Here is a 20,499-nt window from a genome sequence, read left to right as displayed (position 1 = left end):
GACCGGGCGCGGGGCCGGCCCCGTTCTCTTCCGAGAATCAGCCTAGCCCAGCAATTTCATTATCAGAAGTTGCATTTCCTGATGTTTCCGATAATTTTTGCTTATGGTAAATTTCACCCTGCGCCAATTGCGCTATTTCGAAGCCCTTGCCCATCACATGCATTTCGGCCGCGCCGCCGATGCCTGCGCGATTTCGCAGCCGGCGCTGTCGGTGCAGATCAAGGAGCTTGAGGAGACCCTCGGAGTGCCGCTGTTCGAACGCAGCGCCCGCCGGGTGTCGCTGACCGGGTTCGGCGAGGATTTCGCCCGCCGCGTGGCCGAGATCCTGCGCGCCACCGACGCGCTGGGCGATCTTGCCCGCGCCGCGCGCCAAGGTTTCTCGGGGCGGCTGCGGCTCGGGGTGATCCCGACCATCGCCCCCTATCTGCTGCCCGACCTGATCCGCCAGATCTCGGGGCGCTTTCCCGGGCTTGAACTGCATATCCGCGAGACCCAGACCTCGCGCCTGTTGCAGGAACTGTCCGAGGGGCGGCTTGATGCGGCGATTCTGGCGCTGCCGGTCTCGGAGCCGGCCTTCGTCGAGGTCGAACTGTTCCGCGAGCGTTTCGTGCTGGTGCGCCCAGAAGAGGCCCGCGGCCAGCCGGTGCCCAGCGGCGACATGCTGCAAGGGATGCGGCTGCTGCTGCTGGAAGAGGGGCATTGTTTCCGCGATCAGGCGCTGTCCTTCTGCAACCTCAAGTCCGCCCTGCCCCGCGAAAGCCTTGACGGCAGTTCGCTGTCGACGCTGGTGCAGATGGTCGGCGCCGGCATCGGCGTCACCCTGATCCCGGAAATGGCGGTGCCGGTCGAGACCCGCTCGGCCCGGGTCACCGTCGACCGGTTCGCCGACCCGCAGCCGACCCGCAGCGTCGGCATGATCTGGCGGCGCTCGAATCCGTTACAGGAGCGGCTGATGCAGATCGCCGATCTGCTGCGCCCGCCGGGCGATCAGGCGGCGGGATCCGGCGGGGCGCCGATCCAGTCGCGCAGCGCGCGCACCGGCGGATAGTCAGACAGGCTTTCCGGCCAGACCAGATAATAGGCCCCGAGGCTGGTGCGCGCCGCCCCCGGCAGGGTCACCAGCCGCCCCCGCTCGAGATGGCCTTGCACCAGATAGCGCGGCATCAGCGCCGCCCCGGCACCGAACTCGGCCGCCTTGAGCATGGTCGCGAACTGGTCGAACTCGAGGGTCGCGGGGGGCCTGCCCTGCATCCCCTGCCGGTGGTACCACTGCGCCCAGGCCGTGCGGCGGGTCTGCAATTGCAGGTGGGTCAGCCCGGCCAGCCGCGACAGGTCGAGGTCGCCGCCCGGACAGAGCTGCGGCGCCACCACCGCCACCACCTCTTCATCCATCAGCTTCAGCGCCCGGGTGCCGGGCCAGTCGTCGCGCCCGAAATGCAGCGCGGCGTGAAATGTCTCCTGCGCGAAATCGAAGGCTTCGGTCCGGGTCGCGAGGTTGACCGTGACCCCGGGGTGATGGCGCAGGAAATCCGGCAGGCGGGGCGCCAGCCAATGGGTGCCGAAGGCGGGCAGGATCGCCAGTTCAAGCAGCCCGCCCTCGGGGTTCGACTTCAGTGCCAGCGTCGCATCGTGCAGGGTCGCGATCACCTCGTGCACGGTCTCGGCATAGCGGCGCCCGGCCGGGGTCACCACCAGCCGCCTGCGGTCGCGGATGAATAGCCGGATGTCGAGCTGTTCCTCGAGCTTCTGGATCTGCCGGCTGACCGCCCCCTGGGTCAGGTCGAGCTCGGCGGCGGCATCGGTGACCGAGCCCAGCCGCACCACCGAGTCGAAGGCCGTCAACCAGGACAGCGGGGGAAGAAACCGGCGAGAGATCAAATTATCATTCCGTTTTGAAATGGTCTGATGCCAATTTGTCGATAGAATACCGCGAATACAAGTGGTTTACAGCAGGCAGAAGACAAGTTTACCATTGCGGGATGTAATGCCAGATACGCTTTGGGCCTCGGGCAGTGGGCGCGCCGCGCCGGCGCCGGGCCAAGGCTCGGGCGATGCAGCCGCCCCCCCAAGCCGGAGATGAGCCATGGACCGCGCCGACATCGTCGATCAGGCCTTTCGCGACCGCCTGGCGGCCGATGACCTGCCCCCCGGCAGGCCGGCATCGGGGCCGCTCGGTGCCACCGAGGCCGTGGCGGTGTTCCGCGCCCAGTGTCTCAGCCGCAACCTCGACCGCCGCTCGCGCAGGATGCAGGCGGCGGGTCAGGGCTATTACACCATCGGCTCCTCCGGGCACGAGGGCATGGCCGCCGTCGCCGCCGCCCTGCGCCCCGACGACATGGCCTTTCTGCATTACCGGGATGGCGCGTTTCAAACCATGCGCTCGTCGCAGGTGCCCGGTGTCACCCCGACTTGGGACATGCTCTTGAGCTTTGCCACGTCAACCGAAGACCCGATGTCCGGCGGACGTCACAAGGTGCTTGGCTCCAAGGCGCTGAACATTCCGCCCCAGACCTCGACCATCGCCAGCCACCTGCCCAAGGCCGTCGGCGCGGCCTATTCCATCGGGCTGGCCAAGCGCCATGCGCCGGAGCACAAGGTTCTGGCCGATGACGGGCTGGTGATGTGTTCCTTTGGCGATGCCTCGTCGAACCATTCCACCGCGCAGGGCGCGATCAACACCGCCTGCTGGAGCGCCTTTCAGTCGGTGCCGATGCCGCTGCTGTTCGTCTGCGAAGACAATGGCATCGGCATTTCCACCCGCACCCCCAAGGGCTGGGTCGGTGAGAATTACCGCAACCGGCCGGGGCTGAAATACTTCCATGCCGACGGGCTGGATATCTATGACACCTACCGCACCGCGCTGGCCGCCGCAGATTATGCCCGGCGCCACAAGAAGCCGGTGTTCCTGCACCTGACATTGGTGCGGCTTTACGGCCATGCCGGGTCGGACATGCAGCAGGCCTACCTGCCGAAAGAGGTCTTCGAAGCCTGGGAGGCGGACGACCCGCTGCTGCATTCGGCGCGGCTGCTGATCGGGGCCGGGGTACTGTCGGCGGCCGAGGCGCAGGCCATCTATGACGAGACCGAGGCGCAATGCGCCCGCGTCGCCGAAGAGGTGGTCACCCGCCCGCGCCTGTCCAGCGCCAAGGATGTGATGGCCAGCCTGATCCCGCCCAAACGCCATTGCGCGCCCAGCAACGGGCCCTCGGATCAGGCGCGGCTTGCCGCCTTCGGCTCGGATGCGCGCCAGATGGACACGCCGCAGCCGATGTCGCGGCTGCTCAACTGGGCGCTGACCGACCTGATGCTGGAACATGGCGAGATCGTGATGATGGGCGAGGATGTGGGGCGCAAGGGCGGCGTCTATGGCGTCACCCAAAAGCTGATCGACCGTTTCGGACCCGACCGGATGATCGACACCCTGCTTGATGAGCAGTCCATCCTTGGCCTTGCCATCGGCATGGCGCATAACGGCTTCATCCCGATGCCGGAGATCCAGTTCCTGGCCTATCTGCACAATGCCGAGGACCAGATCCGCGGCGAGGCGGCAACTTTAAGTTTCTTTTCCAACGGGCAGTACAGCAACCCGATGGTGCTGCGCATTGCCGGGCTCGGCTATCAGAAGGGCTTTGGCGGGCATTTCCACAATGACAACTCGCTGGCGGTGCTGCGCGATATTCCCGGCGTCATCCTGGCCTGTCCTTCGAATGGCGAAGACGGGGCGATGATGCTGCGCGAATGCGTGCGGCTGGCGCGCGAGGAGCAGCGGGTGGTGGTGTTCGTCGAGCCTATCGCGCTCTATCCGATGCGCGATCTGCACGGTGAAAAAGACGGCGGCTGGATGCGCAGATACCCCTCGCCCGAGCGGCGCATCGCGCTGGGTGAGGTCGGCGTGTCCGGCGATGGTCCGCTCGCCATCCTGACCTATGGCAATGGCAATTATCTCAGCCATCAGGCGGCAAAGATCCTGTCGGATCAAGGCATTGAGACCCGGATCATCGACATGCGCTGGCTGGCGCCCTTGCCGGTCGCGGGCATTGTCGCGGCGCTGGACGGTGCAGAAAAAGTGCTGATCGTCGATGAATGCCGCAGCACCGGCAGCCAGTCCGAGGCCCTGATGGCGCTCTTGGCCGAGCAGACATCGCTGCCCCATGCCCGGCTTGCCGCCGAGGACAGTTTCATCGCCACCGGCCCGGCCTATGCCGCGACCATGCCCTCGCGCGACAGTATCGTTGACGCCGCCAAGGCCCTGTGGAGCGCGACATGAGCCAGATCGGAAAACAGACCGCCGTGGTGGTTGCGCCGGGGCGCGGCACCTACAACAAGCCCGAGCTCGGCTATTTCACCCGCCACCATGGCGCGCGGTCGGCGCTGCTGGCCGAGATCGATGCCTATCGCCGCAACGCGGGGCAGACCCCGGTTTCGGAACTGGACCGGGCCGAGCGGTTCTCGGGCAGCCGCCACACGCGCGGCGACAATGCCTCGCCGCTGATCTATGCCTGTGCCTATGCCGATTTCCTGTCGATCGACCGAGACCAGTTCGACATCATCGGTGTCACCGGCAACTCGATGGGCTGGTATGTCGCGCTGGCCTGCGCCGGGGCGCTGGACGCGATGGGCGGCTTGCAGGTGGTCAACACCATGGGCCGCCTGATGCAGGAACAAATGATCGGCGGTCAGCTGATCTATCCCTTCGTCGACGAGGGCTGGCAGCAGATCCCCGGCCGGCGCGATGAGATCCTGTCGCTGATGGCCGAGATCGACGGCCGGTCGGGCTGCGAGCTTGCGCTGTCGATCGAACTGGGCGGCATGCTGGTTCTGGCCGGAAACGAGGCCGGGCTGACGGCCTTCGAGAAACGCCTGCCGCGCCGGCAGGGCCGCTTTCCGATGCGGCTGCCGAACCATGCCGCCTTTCACACGGCGCTGCAGGAACCGGTCGCCTCGCTTGGCCGGGCGGCGCTGGAGCGGGGGCTGTTCACCCAGCCCGCGCTGCCGCTGATCGACGGGCGCGGCGGTCTCTGGCGGCCCGGGTCCAGCGATCTTGCGGCGCTCTATGACTACACGCTGGGCCATCAGGTGGTGCGGACCTATGATTTCACCGCCGCCATCCGCACGGCGGCGCGCGAATTGATGCCCGATGTCTTCATCCTGCTGGGCCCCGGCACCACGCTGGGCGGCGCGGTCGCCCAATCGCTGATCCTGAGTGGCTGGCGCGGCTGGGGCAGCAAGGCGGATTTCACCGCCCGGCAGCAGGGCAGGCCCCGGCTGCTGTCGATGGGCCTGCCGGAACAGAGGGCATTGGCGGCGCGCTGAGCGGCGGGCGCGATTTTTTTCACATCCGGCGACGGAAAGCCCCGGCGGCTGCGTATCATGGGGGTCCGCGGTAATGCGGACCACGCGCCAAGGGTCGAAAAACATGCCAGATTGCCCCGCATCGACGCCCCGCCGCGCGGCTTGTTTCGCGGCTTCGGCTGAGATATCGTCGTTTTCGCATGTGACTATCACCACCCTGCCCCCAGATGGAGCCCCCTCATGACCCTGCGCCCCCTGCTCGTGCTGCCACCGATCGCGCTGGCGGCGGCGGTTTTCGTCTGGATGAACCAGCCACGGGACATGGCCCCCGAACCGCGCGATGAATCGCGGCTCGCGGTGCGGGTCATGCCGCTGGCCCCGGCGCCCCTGTCGGCCAGCGCCACCGGCTATGGCCGGGTCGAGGCGGTGCGCAGCTGGGCCGCCGTCTCGGAGGTGCAGGGCCGGGTTCTGCGGATGGCCGAGGGGCTGGCGGTGGGCAGCTTCGTCGAGGCCGGCGACTTGCTGCTCGAGATCGACCGCACCGATTACGAACTGTCGCGCGACAAGGCGCTGGCCAATATCGCCTCGGTCGAGGCCCAGCTGAGCGAACAGGACCGGCAGCAGGAAAACACCCTGCGCACGCTGGAGCTGGAACAGCGGATTCTCGGCGTGGCACAGGCCGAATATGACCGCGTCGCCTCGCTTGTGGCGCGCGGCACAGCAACCGCTGCGGCGCTGGATTCGGCGCAGAAACTGCTTTTGGCGCAGACCTCTTCGGTGACCAACCTGCAAAACACCATGGCGCTCTACCCGGCCAAGCGCCAGTCGCTCGAGGCCAGCCTGTCGGTGCGCCGCGCCGAACTGGCCGAGGCCGAGCGCGCCATCTCAAAGGCGGTGATCGTGGCGCCATTTCGCGGCCGGGTGACGCAGCTCAAGACCGAAACCGGGCAATTCGTGCGCGCCGGTGACACGCTGGTGACACTGGACGATATATCGGCGGTCGAGATCACCGCCGAGTTCCAGCCCTCGGCCTTCGCGCCGATGATCGGCGTAGCGCTCAACCAGACCGCAGAGGCCGAGACCGAGATCGACACCTCGCGCGCGGTGGAGATCATGAAGGGGCTCGGCATCGGCGCCGCGGTGGCGATGCCCGGCTCGCAATTCGACGGCCGCTGGCCGGCCGAGATCATGCGCCTGCGCGGCAGCATGGACAGCGACACCGGATCTCTGGGGCTGGTGGTGCGCGTGGAGGATCCGCTGCTCAGCCTGCGCCCGGTCGGGCGCCCGCCGCTGAATGTCGGCGCTTTCGTCGAGGTCACCCTGTCGACCCCGCCGGTCGAGGGGCTGATCGCCATTCCGCGCGATACGGTCCATTACGCCGACGACGGGCGGCCCTATGTCTATCTCGCCGATGACGCGCAGCGACTGGAACGCCGCGAGATCCGAGTCGGCCCGGTGATCGGCGGCGATCTGGTGGTGCTCGACGGGCTCGGCGGCGGCGAGACACTGCTGCTGTCCGACCCGACCCCGCCGGTGCTGGGCATGCTGCTGGCGCCGGTGCCGGTCGACGGGGAGCGCTGAGATGATCCGATGGTTCGTCGGCCACCCCGTTGCGGCCAACCTCTTGATGGCGATGATCTGCATTCTGGGCATCGCCTTCGCCCCGGCGCTGAAACGCGAGACCTTTCCCGAGATCACCCCCTCGACGGTCTCGGTCGTGGTCGCCTATCCCGGTGCCTCGGCGCCGGATGTCGACGAAGAGATCTGCGGCCCGCTGGAAGACGCGCTGACCGGCACCACCGGGCTGGTGGAACTGACCTGCCTGTCCACCGAGGGGCGGGCCTCGGCGACCGCCGAGCTGGAAGAGGGCGGCAACCGCATCGAATTCTACAACGACGTCTTTTCGGCGGTCTCGGGGATCAACGACTTTCCCGCCGACGCCGAAACCCCGGCGGTGAAGCTGGGCGGGCGCAGCGACCTGATCGCCATGCTGGCGGTTTCGGGCATCGACAGCAAACAGGGGCTGAAGGAATATGCCGACCGCCTGTCGGACCGGCTGCAATCGCTGGAGGGCGTCACCGAGGCGCGGGTCGCCGGCATCACCGACCGCGAATTGCGGGTCACCTTCGACGAACACGCGCTGCGCCGCTTCGGGCTGTCGAGCAGCGACATCGTGGCGGCGATCAATGCACGCAGCCTGCGCCAGCCGCTGGGCGAGGTGGAGACCAGCTCGGGCGGCCTGGTGCTGCGCTATGCCGACGCGCGCCGCTCGATCACCGACCTGCAGGACCTGATCATCCTGCAGAACGCCAATGGCAGCATGGTCCGGCTCGGCGATCTGGCCAGCGTGCGCATCGTCGACACCGATGCGAACATCCAGTCCTTCATCGACGGGCGGCAGGCCGCGATCCTCTATGTCAACAAGGCCACCGAGGCCGACGCGCTGCGCACCTTCGAACGGGTCGAGGCGGTGCTCGAGGCCGAGCGCGCGCTTTATCCCGCCCCTTTCGACATCACCATCACCTTCAACATGACCGACCTCGTGCGCGAACGGCTGATGCTGATCCTCAAGAACACCGGCATGGGGCTGGTGCTGGTCTTTGCCACCATGTGGCTGTTCTTTTCGCTGCGCGACGCGCTGTGGATCTCGGCCAGCCTGCCGGTGTCCTTTCTGGGCACCATGTTCCTGATGCAGGCGCTGGGGCTGAGCATCAACATGATAACCCTGGTGGCGCTGTTGATGGCGGTCGGGCTGATCATGGATGATTCCATCGTCATCGCCGAGAACATCTCGCGCCGCCGCCGGCGTCATCCCGGCCCCGATGCGGCGGCGCGCGGCACGCTCGAGGTGTTTCCCGGCGTTGCCTCGTCCTTCCTGACCACCGCCTGCGTGTTCACGCCGCTGATGTTCCTGTCGGGCGACATGGGGCAGATCCTGCAGTTCATCCCCATGGTCTTGCTGCTGACGCTGGCGCTGTCGCTGGTCGAAGGCTTTCTGATCCTGCCGCATCACCTGTCGCATGGCGCCGGCAAGAGCCACCAGGGGGCATCTCAGCGCCCGGCCGACCGGATGCTGGACGCCTTCAAGGAGAAATGGGTGATCCCCACCGCCGCCGCGCTGGTGCGGCTGCGCTATCTCACCGTCGGCAGCGTCATCGCGGCGCTGGTGCTGTCGGTCGGGCTGGTGACTTCGGGGCAGGTCAAGGTGACCGGTTTTCCGGCGATCGAGGGCGACACGGTGCAGGTGCGGATTTCGCTGACCTCGGGGATCGCGCGCGAGCGCACCCAGGCCACCGTGGCCCAGCTGACCGAGGCGCTGGAGCGCATCGACCGGCGCCTGACGCCGCTGACCGAGGGCGGTGCGCCGCTGGTCGAACGGGTGCTGGTGCAATATGCCACCAATGCCGATGTCAACGACAACGGCTCGAACACCGCCACCATCGTCGTCGACCTGTTGACCAGCGCCCGGCGCAACGTCTCGGCCGACGAGGTGCTGCGGCTGTGGCGCGACGAGGCGGGGGCGATCCCCGACCTGGTGCAGTCCAGCTTTTCCCAGGCCGAGCTCGGCCCCGGCGGCGCCGATCTCGAGGTCGAGATCTATGGCCGTGACCTGGCCCGCGTCGAGGCGGCGGCAAGCGATATCCTGACCCGGGTGCGGGCACTGCCGGCGGTCACCGAGGCCTTTCAGGATTTCTACGGCGGGCGGCGCGAGGTGCGGCTGACGCTGAACGAATACGGCTATTCGGTGGGGCTGACGCCGCAGGCGCTGGCCGAGCAGCTACGCAGCGCCTTTGCCGGCTCGGAAACCGACAGTTTCCGCATGGGCCTGTCGAGCGTCGCGGTGCAGGTCCAGCTTGGCGACACCATCGCCGATCTCACCCAGCTCGAGAATTTCCCGGTCTCGGTGGGCAGCGGCGCGCAGACCGCGCTGGCCTCGGTGGCGCATCTGTCGCTGGCCGCCAGCTATCCGGCGATCACCCGCAAGAACGGCCGGGCGATGGCCCGGGTGATCGGCCAGATCGACCCGCAGGCCGCCACCTCGACCGCGATCGCGGCCGAGGTCACGACCCGGATCTGGCCGCAGATCCAGGCCCGGCATCCCGGCGTCGAGATCGCCATCGGCGGCGCCTCGGCCGATCAGGCACGGTCGCAATCCTCGATGCTGACCAAGCTGCTGATCGGGCTCGCCGGTGTCTTCATGGTGCTGGCCTTCCAGTTCCGCAGCTACACGCTGCCGCTGGTGGTGATGCTGTCGATTCCCTTTGCCCTGATCGGCACCATTCTGGGGCATTGGGCGATGGGGCTCGATCTTGCGATGCCCTCGTTCATCGGCTTTGCCTCGCTGGCGGGGATCGTGGTCAACAACGCGATCCTGTTCCTGACCTTCTTCCAGACCCACCTGCGGGGCGAGGATCACGTCGCCGCCGCGCTGGACGCGGTGCGGGCGCGGTTCCGCCCGATCCTGTTGTCGACCGGGACCACGGTGGTCGGCCTCTTGCCGCTGATCTCGGACGGCAGCCCGCAGGTGCAGATCATGATCCCGCTGGTGGTGGCGGTGGCCGCCGGTCTGGTGGCCTCGATGGTGCTGGTGGTGCTGGTGCTGCCGTCGCTATTGTCGATCTATTTCGACCTTTTCCCGGTGCGGCGCTGGATCGAGAAATTCGACCCTGCCGGCGATGCCGGGGCCGAGACCCGTTAGCAGCCGTCGTCTTCGCTGAGCTTTCTGGCGATCAGATGCGACAGCGGAAAGGCGGCCAGGAAACCGGCCAGCGCCGCGCCGAGGATGACCGCCAAGGAACCGGCCCCAGCCACCAGCACGACGACGATCGCCACCCCCGAGAGGGTGGCGCCGATGAAGAGATGCAGGATCAGGGACAGTCTGAGCATTGGGGCCTCGCCATTGCCGGAGCCGCGCCAGTGCCCGACCGGGGCCGGCCGCCGGTTTCCGAAGTGACGCCCGGAGCCCGGGCGCGGGGATCACCGCCTGCTATAGCGGATCATCCCCTTCCCTGCCAGCACGGCCTAACCCTTGCCCTTCCAGGGCACCAGCACCCGCTCGGCCCAGCGCATCAGCATGTCGATGCCGAAACCGATGATGCCGATCAGGATGATCCCCATGATGACGATATCGGTCAGCTGGAACTTTGACGCGACCATGATCATCATCCCCGTGCCCTGGCTGGCGGCGACCAGTTCGGCGGCCACCACCGTGCCCCAGCAGACCCCCATCGCCACCCGCGCCCCGGTGAAGATCTCGGGCAGCGAATTGGGCACGATCACATGGCGCATGATCTGGCGCTTGCTGGCGCCGAGCGAATAGGCGGCGTGGACCTTGGAGATCTTGACCCCCGAGACCCCCGAGCGCGCGGCGATCGCCATGATCCACAGCGCGGCGAGGAACAAGAGGATGATCTTGCCCGCCTCGCCGATGCCGGCCCAGATGATGACCAGCGGGATCAGGGCCAGCGGCGGCACCGGGCGCATGAATTCGACGATCGGGTCGAACCAGCCGCGGAACCAGTCGGAAAGCCCCATCGCATAGCCCAGCGGGATGCCGACCACGGCACCGCAGATGAAGCCGACGACGACGCGGAACAGCGAGTAGCCGAGGTGCTCCCACAGGGTCGAGCCCTGATAGCCGTCGCGGGAGATCTCGAGAAAGCGGCTCCAGACCGCCTCGGGCGGCGGCAGCCAGATCGGCTCCATCTGCATGCCCTTGGCGGGCGCGATGCTGAGCGCCCCCTTGTCGGTGAAGGTGACGCTGGCGTTGGCGGTCTCGATCACCGGCTTCACGTCGATGATGGTGCCATTCTCGTCGCGCTTGTTGTGGTCGAACTTGACCGGCACCCCGTCGATGGCGACGATCAGCGCGCCTTTCTTGCGCTTTTCCTCATCGTTGCTGTCCCAGCGCAGCTGGCCGCTGCGATACTTGCGGATCACCAGGGCGTCGTTGCGGGCAAAGCCCGCGCCGGGGTCGATCTCGGGCTCGGCGGCGTCATCGTCTTGCGAGACCCGCCACAGCACCGTCGCCGTGTCGCGGCGGCCGTCCGGGGCCTGCACGGTGACCTCGAACTGCCCGTCGCCGACAAAAGGGCCGGGCATGTGCAGGAAGGAGGGCACAAGCGCCGAGCCGGTGAAGGTGCCCCACATGAAGAAGATGGTGACCACCGAGACGATCGAGGCGGCGCGGTTGGAGCGCACCGCGCTTTCATCGCCGAAGGTCACGGTCTTGAGCGAGGTGTAGTCGCGGATCGCGGTGCGTTTGCGGATGAAACCGACGATCAGGAAGGCGCCGACAAAGATCGCCGCATATAGCAGAAAGGGGATCATTGCGCTTCCTCCATACGGCCCATGATTTCCTCTTCCATGTCCCAGATCATGCCGAGAATCTCTTCGCGCTTCTGGGCGAACTCGGGGTGTTTCTTGACCTCGCGCAGGTCGCGCCCGACGCCCATGTCGGCGAAGGGCAGGGTGTATTCCTTGTGGATGCGCCCGGGGCGCGGCGCCATGACGATCAGACGTTCGCCCAAGAGCAGCGCCTCTTCCACCGAATGGGTGATGAGAATGATCGTCTTGCCGGTCTCCTTCCACAGTTTCAGCACCAGGCTCTGCATCTTCTCGCGGGTCAGCGCATCGAGCGCGCCCAGCGGCTCGTCCATCAGGATGACATCGGGGTCATTGGCAAGGCAGCGCGCCAGAGACACCCGCTGCTGCATGCCGCCGGACAGCTCGTAGACCGCCTTTTCCTTGAAATCCTGAAGTCCGACGATGTCGAGAAGGTGGTCGACGATCTCGGCCTTGTCGAGCTTGGGCATGCCCTTCATCGAGGGGCCGAAGCCGACGTTCTCGCGCACGCTCATCCATTCGAACAGCGCCCCCTGCTGGAACACCATGCCGCGCTCGGCATCGGGGCCCTGCACGGTGTGCCCGTTCATCACCACCTGGCCCTCGGTCGGGGCGAGAAACCCGGCGAGGATGTTCAGCAAGGTGGTCTTGCCACAGCCCGAAGGGCCGAGAACGCTGAGCAGTTCGCCCTCTTGCAGGTGGATGCTGACATCCTTCAGCGCCTGAACCGCCCCGCCATCGGGCAGATCAAACCGCATGGAAATACTTTCGATCGACAGTCCCGACATGGTCCGCCTTTCATCTAGATGCGTTGGGGCGGACGCCGCATCCGGCGCCCGTCGCTCTCGGGCATTGGGGGGGCGCAACCGGGGCGGCAAGGGTGCCGCCCCGCAAGGGCCCGCCGGCGAAGGGTCACATCCCCTTGGCGGCGGTCAGCGGGCCGGTGTTGACGGCCGCCTCATAGCTGTCCAGCGCCGCGTCGATGCTGCCGGCTCCGACGAAGATGTCGGCGACCCCCTTCATGAAGCTCTGGGCCCCGCCGCCAAGCCATTTGCCGCCCAGCTGCTCATCCACGCCCGGAAAGGCGAAGGTGGCGATGGTGGCGGCGGTGTCGGCCTCGTCCATGCCGGCATCCTTGGCGATCACCGGCAGCATTTTCGCCGCCCCGTCACCGCCCGCGTTCCACATCGTGTTGGCCTCGGCGGTCACCTTCAGGAACTTGGCCAGAAGCTCGCCCTCTTCGGCAACGAAATCCGCCGGGGCCGAGGTCACGTCGAAGACGAGAATGCCCAGCGCTTCCTTTTCCGCCCCGGTCAGCAGCGTGTTGCCATGTTCCTTCATGCGCCGCAGTGCGCCGCCCCAGCCACAGGCCATGTCGACCGAGCCCTGCGCCAGCGCCGCAGCCCCTTCGGCGGGGGCCATATCCACCACATCCAGACCACCGACATCGACGCCGAAATGGTTCATCTGGCTGAGAAAGCCGTAATGCGCGGCGGTGCCCAGCGGCACGGCGACCTTCTTGCCGGCCAGTTCGCCGGCGCTGTCCTTGTCGATCTCGTGGCGTTCGGCGACGACGCAGTTGTCATTCTCGGAATAGCTGACGGCGACATCGACGATCTGGATGTCCTGCCCCGCCGAAGCCGCCACCACGAAGGGCGGCACCCCCTGGCTGACCGCGATCTGCACATCGCCCGAGGCCATGGCGGCGCTCATCGCGGTGCCGGTGTCGAAGCTGACCCAATTGACCTTGACCCCCAGTTCCTTTTCATAGGTGCCCATGGCCTTGGCGTATTGGAAAGGCATCGGCCATTCCAGGAAATAGGCCACGGTCAGCTCTTCGGCGGCAAGCGCGCCCTGCGCTCCGGCCATCATTGCGAACGCTGCGACCGTACCGGCCAGTTTCTGTTTCATCGTCATCTTTTTCTCCCGTTTTGGACTGCAGTTGCGTGCAGATCGACCAGACCCGGCTGTTGGAACTCTGTTGCTGGTCGCCTGGGCATTGGTGTCCCAGAGTTTTATTCAGCGGTGAAAGCGACACGCGATCAAATCTTTTTTTTGCAAAACCGATACCCGGCGTTTCATTTTTCGAATGTTCTTCGCTTCACCAAGGCTCATATTTTCCTGTTTTTCAGATGCATAGGCGCGCACGCGCAGCTTGGGTCAGCTCGGCGGCGCGGCAACTGGACATATAAAGGGGCGAACTTGGACTTATGGTTTGCCTCTGCCGCGCCGCCCGCCGCAACCGGCACTGCGCCCTCTCCCCGCGTTGCCTGCGCCCGCCGCCGGGCCGGTCCGCGTCGCACCGAATTGATTTAGTCGCTGTTTCCAGACGCGGCTTCGCGGTAGAATCGCGGCCACATCGAACCCAAGAGTCGAACCCAAGGAGAGCGCCATGCAGACCATTCTCGTCGCCACCGACCTTTCGGAGCGCTCGGACAGGGCGCTGGAACGGGCGCTGGCGCTGGCCGCCGAACATGGTGCGACCTGCCATGTGATCTCGGTGGTGGACGACGCGCTGCCGGTGAAACTGTCGAACCAGCTTGCCGAGGGGATATCCGAGCGGCTGCACGATCTGGTCAGCGACCGGGCCGAGACGGCCGAGATCACGGTGCTGCGCGGCGAAACCGTCGAGATGCTGACGCGGTTTGCCTTGCTGCACGAGGCCGACCTGATGGTCCTCGGGCTGCACCGGCCGCGCCGCTTTCTGGATACGGTGCGCGAAACCACCATGGAGCGGCTGGTGGCCTCCAGCCCGGTGCCGGTGCTGCTGGTGGTGAACCCGGCCGACGCGCCCTATCGTCACGCGCTGGTGCCGGTCAGTTTCTCGGAGTCCTGCGCCGGCGCCATCAAGGCGGTGGCCCGCATGGCGCCCGGGGCCGAGATTTCGCCCTTTCATGCGCTGCACGTGCCGCTGGCCGGGATCAACGGCGACGTCGAACACGGGGAGCTTGCGATCGCGGCGCATCAGGATGCCGAGGTGATCCGCGCCCGCTGGGCCGCGGCCCATGCCCTGCCCAAGCGCATGCACAAGACCGAAATCGTCACCGGCGGGGTGATCGGGGTGATGGAGGAAAAGCTGGCCGAACATTCTGCCGACCTGCTGGCGATCGGCGCCCATACGCGCTCGGGGCTGACCCTGCACCGGCTGGGCGGGATCGCCGCCGACCTGGTGCGCGATCCGCCGGTCGATCTGTTGGTGTCACCGCCGCCGAAAGGCTGACGCCCGGTTCAGGCCGGCTCAGGCCGGCTCAGGCCGGATCGTCGACAGTGCCGATCCAGGGTTTGATATCGACCAGCGGGGTGCCGTCGAAACAGTCGATGGCGTCGATGCCGACGGTGCCCGCCTCGAGGTCGATGCCGGTGATCTTCACCACCGACATCGCCAGCGGGTTGGGCCGCACCGGCGAGCGCAGGGCGAAGGTGCCGCGCGCGCCGTCGGCATGGCGGGGCACCTGACGGATCAGGTCGCGGCGGGCCCGGTACATCCAGTAGATCAGCACCACCGGCTGGCCGACCTCGAGCCCTTCGAGACCGGGCAGGAACTCGGGCGCCAGTTCGATATGGGCCGCCTTTCCGGTCTCGCGCGCCGCGCGCACGTTGCGCGGGCAGTCGCCTTCGGACCACGGGCTGCGCAGGCGGCCGATGAAATGCAGCGTCGCGTCGGGGCGCTCGGCCGGGTCGAAACCCAGCTCGACCTCGCCGGGGCGGGTGGCAAATCGGTCAGACATGGGGCTGCTTCTCCTTGGCAATCTCTTGGGCAATCTCTTGGGCAATGCGCGCGCCGCATCAAGACCTGCCCGGCCCGGAATGTCAAAGCCCTGTGCGCGCCGCCGCCAATCCGCCGCAGCCGCTCAGCGCCCGTAGTAGAGCGCCACCACATGTTTGGCCTCGGCAAAGAACAGCCAGCGCCCGGCCAGCACCCCCAGCAGATGCGACAGCACCGCGATCAGCGCCAGCACATGCGAGAAGGGCAGCACCAGAAGGCAGACCAGCGGCAGCAGCACCCCCGCGCCCAGCGAAATGGCGCGCAGTTTGGCGCTGTGCTTGCGCCCGACCGCAAAGGCCATCTCCCTCAGCAGGTAGTTCTGACCGCTATGCGGCGGCTCGAGCTGGCGCACGGATCCGATCCGGCCCAGCCCGGTGGCGCTCTCCAAGGTCGCGCCCGAGGCGGCGAAACGGCCGTCGCCCTGCTGCCAGACGATCACCTGCACGGCGCCGAGAACCGCGAGCAGCACGGCGGAGGCGGTGATCTGCCCGGAAAGCAAGGCGCCGCCGGCCAGCGCATGGGCGAGGAACAGCACCGGGGTCCAGCGCGTGTTCCAGCGCGGCACCGCCTTCAGCTGGGCATAGATCATCGAGGTGGTGAACACCGTGGCCAGCGCCAGCAGCGCACCGAGCCAGCCCAGCAGCGCCCAGTTCTCGGACCAGAAGACGCGGCCCATCGCATAGGGGGCCATGACCAGCAGGGTCAGCACCGCCAGAAGGCCTTCGCGGCTGAGCCAGCTTGACCGCCATTGGCGGAAAGCCTTGATCGCATTGACCTTATTGCCAAGGTGAAAGGTCGAGGCCAAAAGCCCGCCGACCGCCAGCGCATAGGCGATGGCGAAGAACACGAAGGCGATGCCGCCGGTCACGTCCGGCAGGCCGAGCCCGAGAAAGGCCAGAAGGCCAAAACCGAGCCCGCTGAGGGTGGTGAACAGGATGACCGAGGGGGCCGGATGCATCAGAGCGCCTCCAGAGCTTTGTCGAGCCAGGCCAGAAAGCCCTTGGGATCTTCGGATTGCGCGCTGAGGGCGCCCGAGGCCGAAAGCCTGTCCTTCTCGCGCGGTGGCAGGTATTTGTTGACCGGCCGGGTGCTCATCTCGGGCATCAGGTCGATGCCCTCCCGCTCGGCGACCAGCCGCGAGACAGTGCTGTCCGGGTCGGCGAAGTCACCGAAATGCCGGGCGCCGGCCGGGCAGGTGCGCACGCAGGCCGGGATCTGGTCTTCCTTTGGCAGGTTGTCGTTGTAGATGCGATCCACGCAGAGGGTGCATTTCTTCATGATCCCCGCCAGCGCGTCCAGCTCGCGCGCACCATAGGGGCAGGCCCATGCACAGAGGCCACAGCCCATGCAGTCCTGTTCATTGACCAGAACGATGCCGTCTTCGACCCGCTTGTAGCTGGCGCCGGTGGGGCAGACGGTGACACAGGGCGCATCTTCGCAATGCAGGCAGGATTTCGGGAAATGCACGGTCTGGGCACAGCCGCCGGTGTCCGGCGTCACCTCATAGGCATGCACGCGGTTGAGAAAGCTGCCCTCGGGCGCGGCGCCATAGGCATCCATGTCCGACAGCGGGGCGCCGTAGTTCGAGGTGTTCCATTCCTTGCAGTTGACCACGCAGGCATGGCAGCCGACGCAGGTGTCGAGATCGATGACAAGGCCAAGCTTTTTCTCGGTGCTTCGGGGCAGGCTGGTCATCAGAACTCCTCCCCGTAGGCGACATTGCTTGGCCCCTGCCCGACCGGCGACAGGATCGCCGCATGCGCCGGTTCGCTGGGGCCGCCGGGCGGTGCCTTGTCGACGCGCACGCGCAGGTCGAACCAGGCCGCCTGCCCGGTGATCGGGTCGGAATTGGACCAGCGCAGCCCATCGCCCCCTGGCGGCAGCAATTCGTTGATGAGGTAATTGAGCAGAAAGCCCTGATCGGCCTCGGGCGCGTCTTCGCCCAGCGCCCAGGCGCCGCGCCGCTTGCCGATGGCGTTCCATGTCCAGACGGTGTTCTCGTTCTGCCCGTCCATCCGCGCCACCGGCACCTTGATCTTGCCGTGCACCGAGGTGACATAGGCCCAGTCGCCGTCTTCGAACCCTTTTTCCTGCCAGAGTTTGCCGGGCAGGAACAGCTTGTTCACATTGGTGATCTGCCGCAGCCAGGCATTCTGCGAGCCCCATGAGTGATACATGTGCATCGGCCGCTGGGTCAGCGCGTGCAGCGGGTATTCGTCGTGGTCCACCGCCGCGTCTTCCAGCGGTTGCTGCCAGTCCGGCAGCGGCTGAAAGGCGGTGCGGATACGGTCGCGCAGATGCTCGGGCGGCTGGCGGTCGCCGTGGCCCTCGGCGGCGCGCTGGAACTTGCGCATCGGCTCGGAATAGAGCTGGAACAGATAGGGCTGCGGCGTATCGAACAGGCCCAGATCCACCGCCCAGTCCTGATAGGCCATGTTCCAGGGTTTGAAATAGGCCGCCTCGTCCGGCAGGTGATGCAGGAAGAACCCGCCATTTTCGATATATTTGTCAAGCTGGTCGGGGTTCACTTCCCCCCGACCGACCTTATCTCCATCCGCGCCGCGAAACCCTGCCAGCGGGCCGATGCCGGGCTTGCGTTCGTGGTTGACGATATAGTCGGCGTAGTCCTTCCACTTGTGGCTGCCATCCGCGTTGAGAAAGCCGGGCAGACCGACGCGGGCACCGAGTTCGATCAGCACCGACTGGAAACCGCGCACATCCCTGTCAGGTTCGATCACCGGCCAGCGGATCGCATCGGCCGCGCCGTCGGCCTCGCAGATCGGGCGGTCGAGCAGCGAAATGCAGTCGTGACGTTCCAGATAGGTGGTATCGGGCAGGATCAGGTCGGCATAGGCGACCATCTCGGACGAATAGGCATCGGAATAGATGATGCGCGGGATGCGATAGCCGCCGTCATCGTTGCGCGCGGTCAGCATCTCGATCACGCCCGAGGTGTTCATCGACGAGTTCCACGACATGTTGGCCATATACATGAACAGCGTGTCGATCGGGTACGGATCCTGCGCATGGGCGTTGGAGATCACCATATGCATCATGCCGTGCACCGACATCGGATGTTCCCAGCTGAAGGCCTTGTCGATGCGCTTGGGGCTGCCGTCCTCGTTGATCTGAAGATCTTCGGGACCGCGCGGAAAGCCAAGGTGCGGCCCCTCGAGGGGGCGGCCCGGACGGCCATGGCCATGCGGCGTCGGGTGGGCCTCGACCGGTTTCGGGTAGGGCGGCTTGAAGCGGAAGCCACCGGGGGTTTCGACGGTGCCCAGAAGGATTTGCAGGATGTGCAGGGCGCGGCAGGTCTGGAAACCGTTGGAATGGGCCGAGATGCCGCGCATGGCATGCATCGAGACCGGGCGGCCAATCATCCTGTCATGGGTATCGCCACGAAAATCGGTCCAGGCGCGGTCGAGCACGATGGCCTCGTCAAAGGCGACCCGCGCCAGTTCGGCGGCGATGGCCCTGATCCGGTCGGCAGAGATGCCGCATCTTTCGGCCACCGCCTCGGGCGCGTATTGCGGATCGAGATATTTCTCGGCCATGAGCGCCATCACGGTGCGGTGCCCGTCATGGGTTGCCGAGAGACTCGGGCGCACGCCTTTCCGGTCAAAGGCGGTGAGCGCGCCGCTGCGGCGGTCGACCACCAGCGGCCTGTCATCCTCGTCACGCAGGAACAGGCCGGTCTCCTTGTCGACCAGCACCGGCGCATTGGTGAACTGCGCCAGGTATTCGAGGTCGATTTTCCCCGCCTTCATCAATTCATGCACCAGCGACAGGATGAACAGCCCGTCGGTGCCCGGCGTGATGCCGACCCATTCGTCGGCAACCGCGTTATAGCCCGAGCGCACCGGGTTGACGCCGATCACCTTGGCCCCGCGCGCCTTGATCCGCCCCAGCCCCATCTTGATCGGGTTGCTGTCATGGTCTTCGGCTACGCCAAACAGCATGAACAGCTTGGTGTGTTCCCAATCCGGCTGGCCGAATTCCCAGAAGGCGCCGCCCATGGTGTAGATGCCGCCGGCCGCCATGTTGACCGAGCAGAAACCGCCGTGGGCGGCATAGTTCGGGGTGCCGAAATGCTGCGCCCACAAGCTGGTGAAGCTCTGGCTCTGGTCGCGCCCGGTGAAAAACGCCAGCTTGTGCGGCGCGGTCTCGTGCAACTCGGTCAGCCAGCCGACGGCGGTGCTCATCGCCTCGTCCCAGGAAATCTCGCGGAACTCGCCCGAGCCGCGCGGCCCGACCCGTTTCAGCGGCTTTCGCAGCCGCGACGGGGCGGTGACCTGCATGATCCCGGCCGAGCCCTTGGCGCAGAGCACGCCCCGGTTCACCGGGTGGTCGCGGTTGCCCTCGATGTATTTGACCTTGCCGTCCTGCAGATGCACGTTGATGCCACAGCGGCAGGCACACATGTAACAGGTGGTCTGGCGCACCTCGTCCGACACTTTCGGAGAGGGCCGCGCCTCTGCCATTCCCGCCCTGTTCGCCGCCATGGTGACTCCCCCGCCTTTTTCTCCCTTAGACAATCATTTGGCGACCGCGCCTAAGGCCAATCGAAGGCGGCCTATAAGCCCAGAATCGGCCCATTCGACCGGAATTCAAGGGCAATTCGAAACAGGGTTTTCCAAATTCGCGCCGCAGGAGACGATTGTTTCGCAGCAGATTGACCGCACCGCGCAGGCGCGTCAATGGTCGATGCCGGCGCGGGCGGCTTTGCGCCGGCAGAGGCAGGGGCAAAGCCGGCCAGCGCCGCGCTGGCAGGCGCCGGCGGGTCGATACCGCCCGCGGCCGAGGCAATGAGGGCGCGGCACAGGGCGCGGCCGCCCTGCCCCGCGAAAATCCGGCGCCGCGCGCGTCAGAAGATTTCGAACAACCCGGCCGCCCCCATGCCACCGCCGATGCACATCGAGACCACGCCCAGCTTGGCACCGCGGCGCTTGCCTTCCAGCATCAGGTGGCCGGTCATCCGCGCCCCGGTCATGCCAAACGGGTGGCCGATGGCGATCGAGCCGCCGTTGACATTGTATTTCTCGGGGTCGATGCCCAGCCGGTCGCGGCTGTAGAGACATTGGCTGGCGAAGGCCTCG

Annotated in this window: 15 protein-coding genes and 1 pseudogene; 6 read left to right on the top strand and 10 right to left on the bottom strand. The window is 66.5% G+C overall.

From position 1 onward, the window contains the following. Positions 1 to 103 precede the first annotated feature (103 nt). On the top strand, positions 104 to 1,048 hold the full coding sequence (locus ABZD10_RS02335; RefSeq protein WP_372884489.1) for a LysR substrate-binding domain-containing protein: 945 nt from the start codon (positions 104 to 106) through the stop codon (positions 1,046 to 1,048). On the opposite strand, the gene ABZD10_RS02330 is transcribed toward ABZD10_RS02335, so the two are convergent. Continuing rightward, entirely contained in the window at positions 988 to 1,842 is an 855-nt protein-coding gene (locus ABZD10_RS02330) for a LysR family transcriptional regulator (RefSeq protein WP_372884488.1), read from the bottom strand. The two genes, ABZD10_RS02335 and ABZD10_RS02330, sit on opposite strands and share 61 nt — an antisense overlap. Before the next feature lie 241 nt (positions 1,843 to 2,083). On the opposite strand from ABZD10_RS02330, the gene ABZD10_RS02325 reads away from it, so the two are divergent. The 4 genes from ABZD10_RS02325 to ABZD10_RS02310 all read left to right on the top strand — a co-directional run bounded on the left by ABZD10_RS02325 (position 2,084) and on the right by ABZD10_RS02310 (position 9,991). After that, the gene (locus tag ABZD10_RS02325; RefSeq protein ID WP_372884487.1) at positions 2,084 to 4,267 is read left to right on the top strand and encodes a dehydrogenase E1 component subunit alpha/beta; all 2,184 of its coding nucleotides are present in this window, start codon (positions 2,084 to 2,086) and stop codon (positions 4,265 to 4,267) included. Further along, entirely contained in the window at positions 4,264 to 5,313 is a 1,050-nt protein-coding gene (locus tag ABZD10_RS02320; RefSeq protein ID WP_372884486.1) for an ACP S-malonyltransferase, read from the top strand. Before ABZD10_RS02325 ends, ABZD10_RS02320 begins: the two co-directional genes overlap by 4 nt. 219 nt (positions 5,314 to 5,532) lie before the next feature. Further along, on the top strand, positions 5,533 to 6,873 hold the full coding sequence (locus ABZD10_RS02315) for an efflux RND transporter periplasmic adaptor subunit (RefSeq protein ID WP_372884485.1): 1,341 nt from the start codon (positions 5,533 to 5,535) through the stop codon (positions 6,871 to 6,873). Between the two features lies 1 nt (position 6,874). Next, a complete protein-coding gene (locus ABZD10_RS02310; protein WP_372884484.1) occupies positions 6,875 to 9,991 on the top strand; it encodes an efflux RND transporter permease subunit in 3,117 nt (1,038 codons plus the stop codon). Here ABZD10_RS02310 and ABZD10_RS02305 read toward each other — a convergent pair. The 4 genes from ABZD10_RS02305 to ABZD10_RS02290 form a co-directional block, all read right to left on the bottom strand. Beyond that, entirely contained in the window at positions 9,988 to 10,179 is a 192-nt protein-coding gene (locus tag ABZD10_RS02305) for a CTP synthetase (protein WP_372884483.1), read from the bottom strand. The two genes, ABZD10_RS02310 and ABZD10_RS02305, sit on opposite strands and share 4 nt — an antisense overlap. A 135-nt stretch (positions 10,180 to 10,314) precedes the next feature. Further along, positions 10,315 to 11,622, bottom strand: coding sequence for an ABC transporter permease (locus ABZD10_RS02300; protein WP_372884482.1), 1,308 nt, complete (start codon positions 11,620 to 11,622; stop codon positions 10,315 to 10,317). Beyond that, positions 11,619 to 12,425: a taurine ABC transporter ATP-binding protein gene (locus ABZD10_RS02295; RefSeq protein WP_372884481.1), complete on the bottom strand. Its 807-nt coding sequence runs from the start codon at positions 12,423 to 12,425 to the stop codon at positions 11,619 to 11,621. Before ABZD10_RS02295 ends, ABZD10_RS02300 begins: the two co-directional genes overlap by 4 nt. Before the next feature lie 124 nt (positions 12,426 to 12,549). Next, positions 12,550 to 13,548 carry an ABC transporter substrate-binding protein gene (locus ABZD10_RS02290; protein WP_372884495.1) on the bottom strand — a complete coding sequence of 333 codons (999 nt, stop codon included), beginning with the start codon at positions 13,546 to 13,548 and terminating at the stop codon, positions 12,550 to 12,552. Between the two features lie 481 nt (positions 13,549 to 14,029). Here ABZD10_RS02290 and ABZD10_RS02285 point away from each other — a divergent pair, with 481 nt between their 5' ends. Then, positions 14,030 to 14,857 (top strand): universal stress protein, encoded by an 828-nt coding sequence (locus tag ABZD10_RS02285; RefSeq protein WP_372884480.1) that lies wholly within the window; start codon positions 14,030 to 14,032, stop codon positions 14,855 to 14,857. Positions 14,858 to 14,885: 28 nt separating this feature from the next. Here the strand turns inward: ABZD10_RS02285 and ABZD10_RS02280 are convergent, their stop codons facing one another. The 5 genes and pseudogenes from ABZD10_RS02280 to ABZD10_RS02260 all read right to left on the bottom strand — a co-directional run. After that, positions 14,886 to 15,365 (bottom strand): SAM-dependent methyltransferase, encoded by a 480-nt coding sequence (locus ABZD10_RS02280; protein ID WP_372884479.1) that lies wholly within the window; start codon positions 15,363 to 15,365, stop codon positions 14,886 to 14,888. 123 nt (positions 15,366 to 15,488) lie between these two features. Beyond that, positions 15,489 to 16,361: a dimethyl sulfoxide reductase anchor subunit family protein gene (locus ABZD10_RS02275; RefSeq protein ID WP_372884478.1), complete on the bottom strand. Its 873-nt coding sequence runs from the start codon at positions 16,359 to 16,361 to the stop codon at positions 15,489 to 15,491. After that, the gene (locus ABZD10_RS02270; protein ID WP_372884477.1) at positions 16,361 to 17,098 is read right to left on the bottom strand and encodes a 4Fe-4S dicluster domain-containing protein; all 738 of its coding nucleotides are present in this window, start codon (positions 17,096 to 17,098) and stop codon (positions 16,361 to 16,363) included. Before ABZD10_RS02270 ends, ABZD10_RS02275 begins: the two co-directional genes overlap by 1 nt. After that, entirely contained in the window at positions 17,098 to 19,884 is a 2,787-nt protein-coding gene (locus ABZD10_RS02265) for a molybdopterin oxidoreductase family protein (RefSeq protein WP_372884494.1), read from the bottom strand. Before ABZD10_RS02265 ends, ABZD10_RS02270 begins: the two co-directional genes overlap by 1 nt. A 383-nt stretch (positions 19,885 to 20,267) precedes the next feature. Then, positions 20,268 to 20,499, bottom strand: a pseudogene (locus ABZD10_RS02260) (acetyl-CoA C-acyltransferase); the annotation flags it as partial.

The sequence above is a fragment of the Shimia sp. genome (assembly GCF_041624275.1).
Classification (GTDB): Bacteria; Pseudomonadota; Alphaproteobacteria; order Rhodobacterales; family Rhodobacteraceae; genus Shimia.
The sequence above is the reverse complement of the archived record's forward strand: the minus strand, read 5'-3'. Positions and strand labels throughout refer to the sequence as shown.

Coding starts and splice junctions, on each gene's coding strand:
- ABZD10_RS02275 (WP_372884478.1), bottom strand. CDS start 16,361: ATGCATCCGGCCCCCTCGGTCATCCTGTTCACCACCCTCAGCGGGCTC.
- ABZD10_RS02280 (WP_372884479.1), bottom strand. CDS start 15,365: ATGTCTGACCGATTTGCCACCCGCCCCGGCGAGGTCGAGCTGGGTTTC.
- ABZD10_RS02290 (WP_372884495.1), bottom strand. CDS start 13,548: ATGAAACAGAAACTGGCCGGTACGGTCGCAGCGTTCGCAATGATGGCC.
- ABZD10_RS02305 (WP_372884483.1), bottom strand. CDS start 10,179: ATGCTCAGACTGTCCCTGATCCTGCATCTCTTCATCGGCGCCACCCTC.
- ABZD10_RS02310 (WP_372884484.1), top strand. CDS start 6,875: ATGATCCGATGGTTCGTCGGCCACCCCGTTGCGGCCAACCTCTTGATG.
- ABZD10_RS02285 (WP_372884480.1), top strand. CDS start 14,030: ATGCAGACCATTCTCGTCGCCACCGACCTTTCGGAGCGCTCGGACAGG.
- ABZD10_RS02315 (WP_372884485.1), top strand. CDS start 5,533: ATGACCCTGCGCCCCCTGCTCGTGCTGCCACCGATCGCGCTGGCGGCG.
- ABZD10_RS02325 (WP_372884487.1), top strand. CDS start 2,084: ATGGACCGCGCCGACATCGTCGATCAGGCCTTTCGCGACCGCCTGGCG.
- ABZD10_RS02295 (WP_372884481.1), bottom strand. CDS start 12,425: ATGTCGGGACTGTCGATCGAAAGTATTTCCATGCGGTTTGATCTGCCC.
- ABZD10_RS02265 (WP_372884494.1), bottom strand. CDS start 19,884: ATGGCAGAGGCGCGGCCCTCTCCGAAAGTGTCGGACGAGGTGCGCCAG.
- ABZD10_RS02300 (WP_372884482.1), bottom strand. CDS start 11,622: ATGATCCCCTTTCTGCTATATGCGGCGATCTTTGTCGGCGCCTTCCTG.
- ABZD10_RS02270 (WP_372884477.1), bottom strand. CDS start 17,098: ATGACCAGCCTGCCCCGAAGCACCGAGAAAAAGCTTGGCCTTGTCATC.
- ABZD10_RS02335 (WP_372884489.1), top strand. CDS start 104: ATGGTAAATTTCACCCTGCGCCAATTGCGCTATTTCGAAGCCCTTGCC.
- ABZD10_RS02320 (WP_372884486.1), top strand. CDS start 4,264: ATGAGCCAGATCGGAAAACAGACCGCCGTGGTGGTTGCGCCGGGGCGC.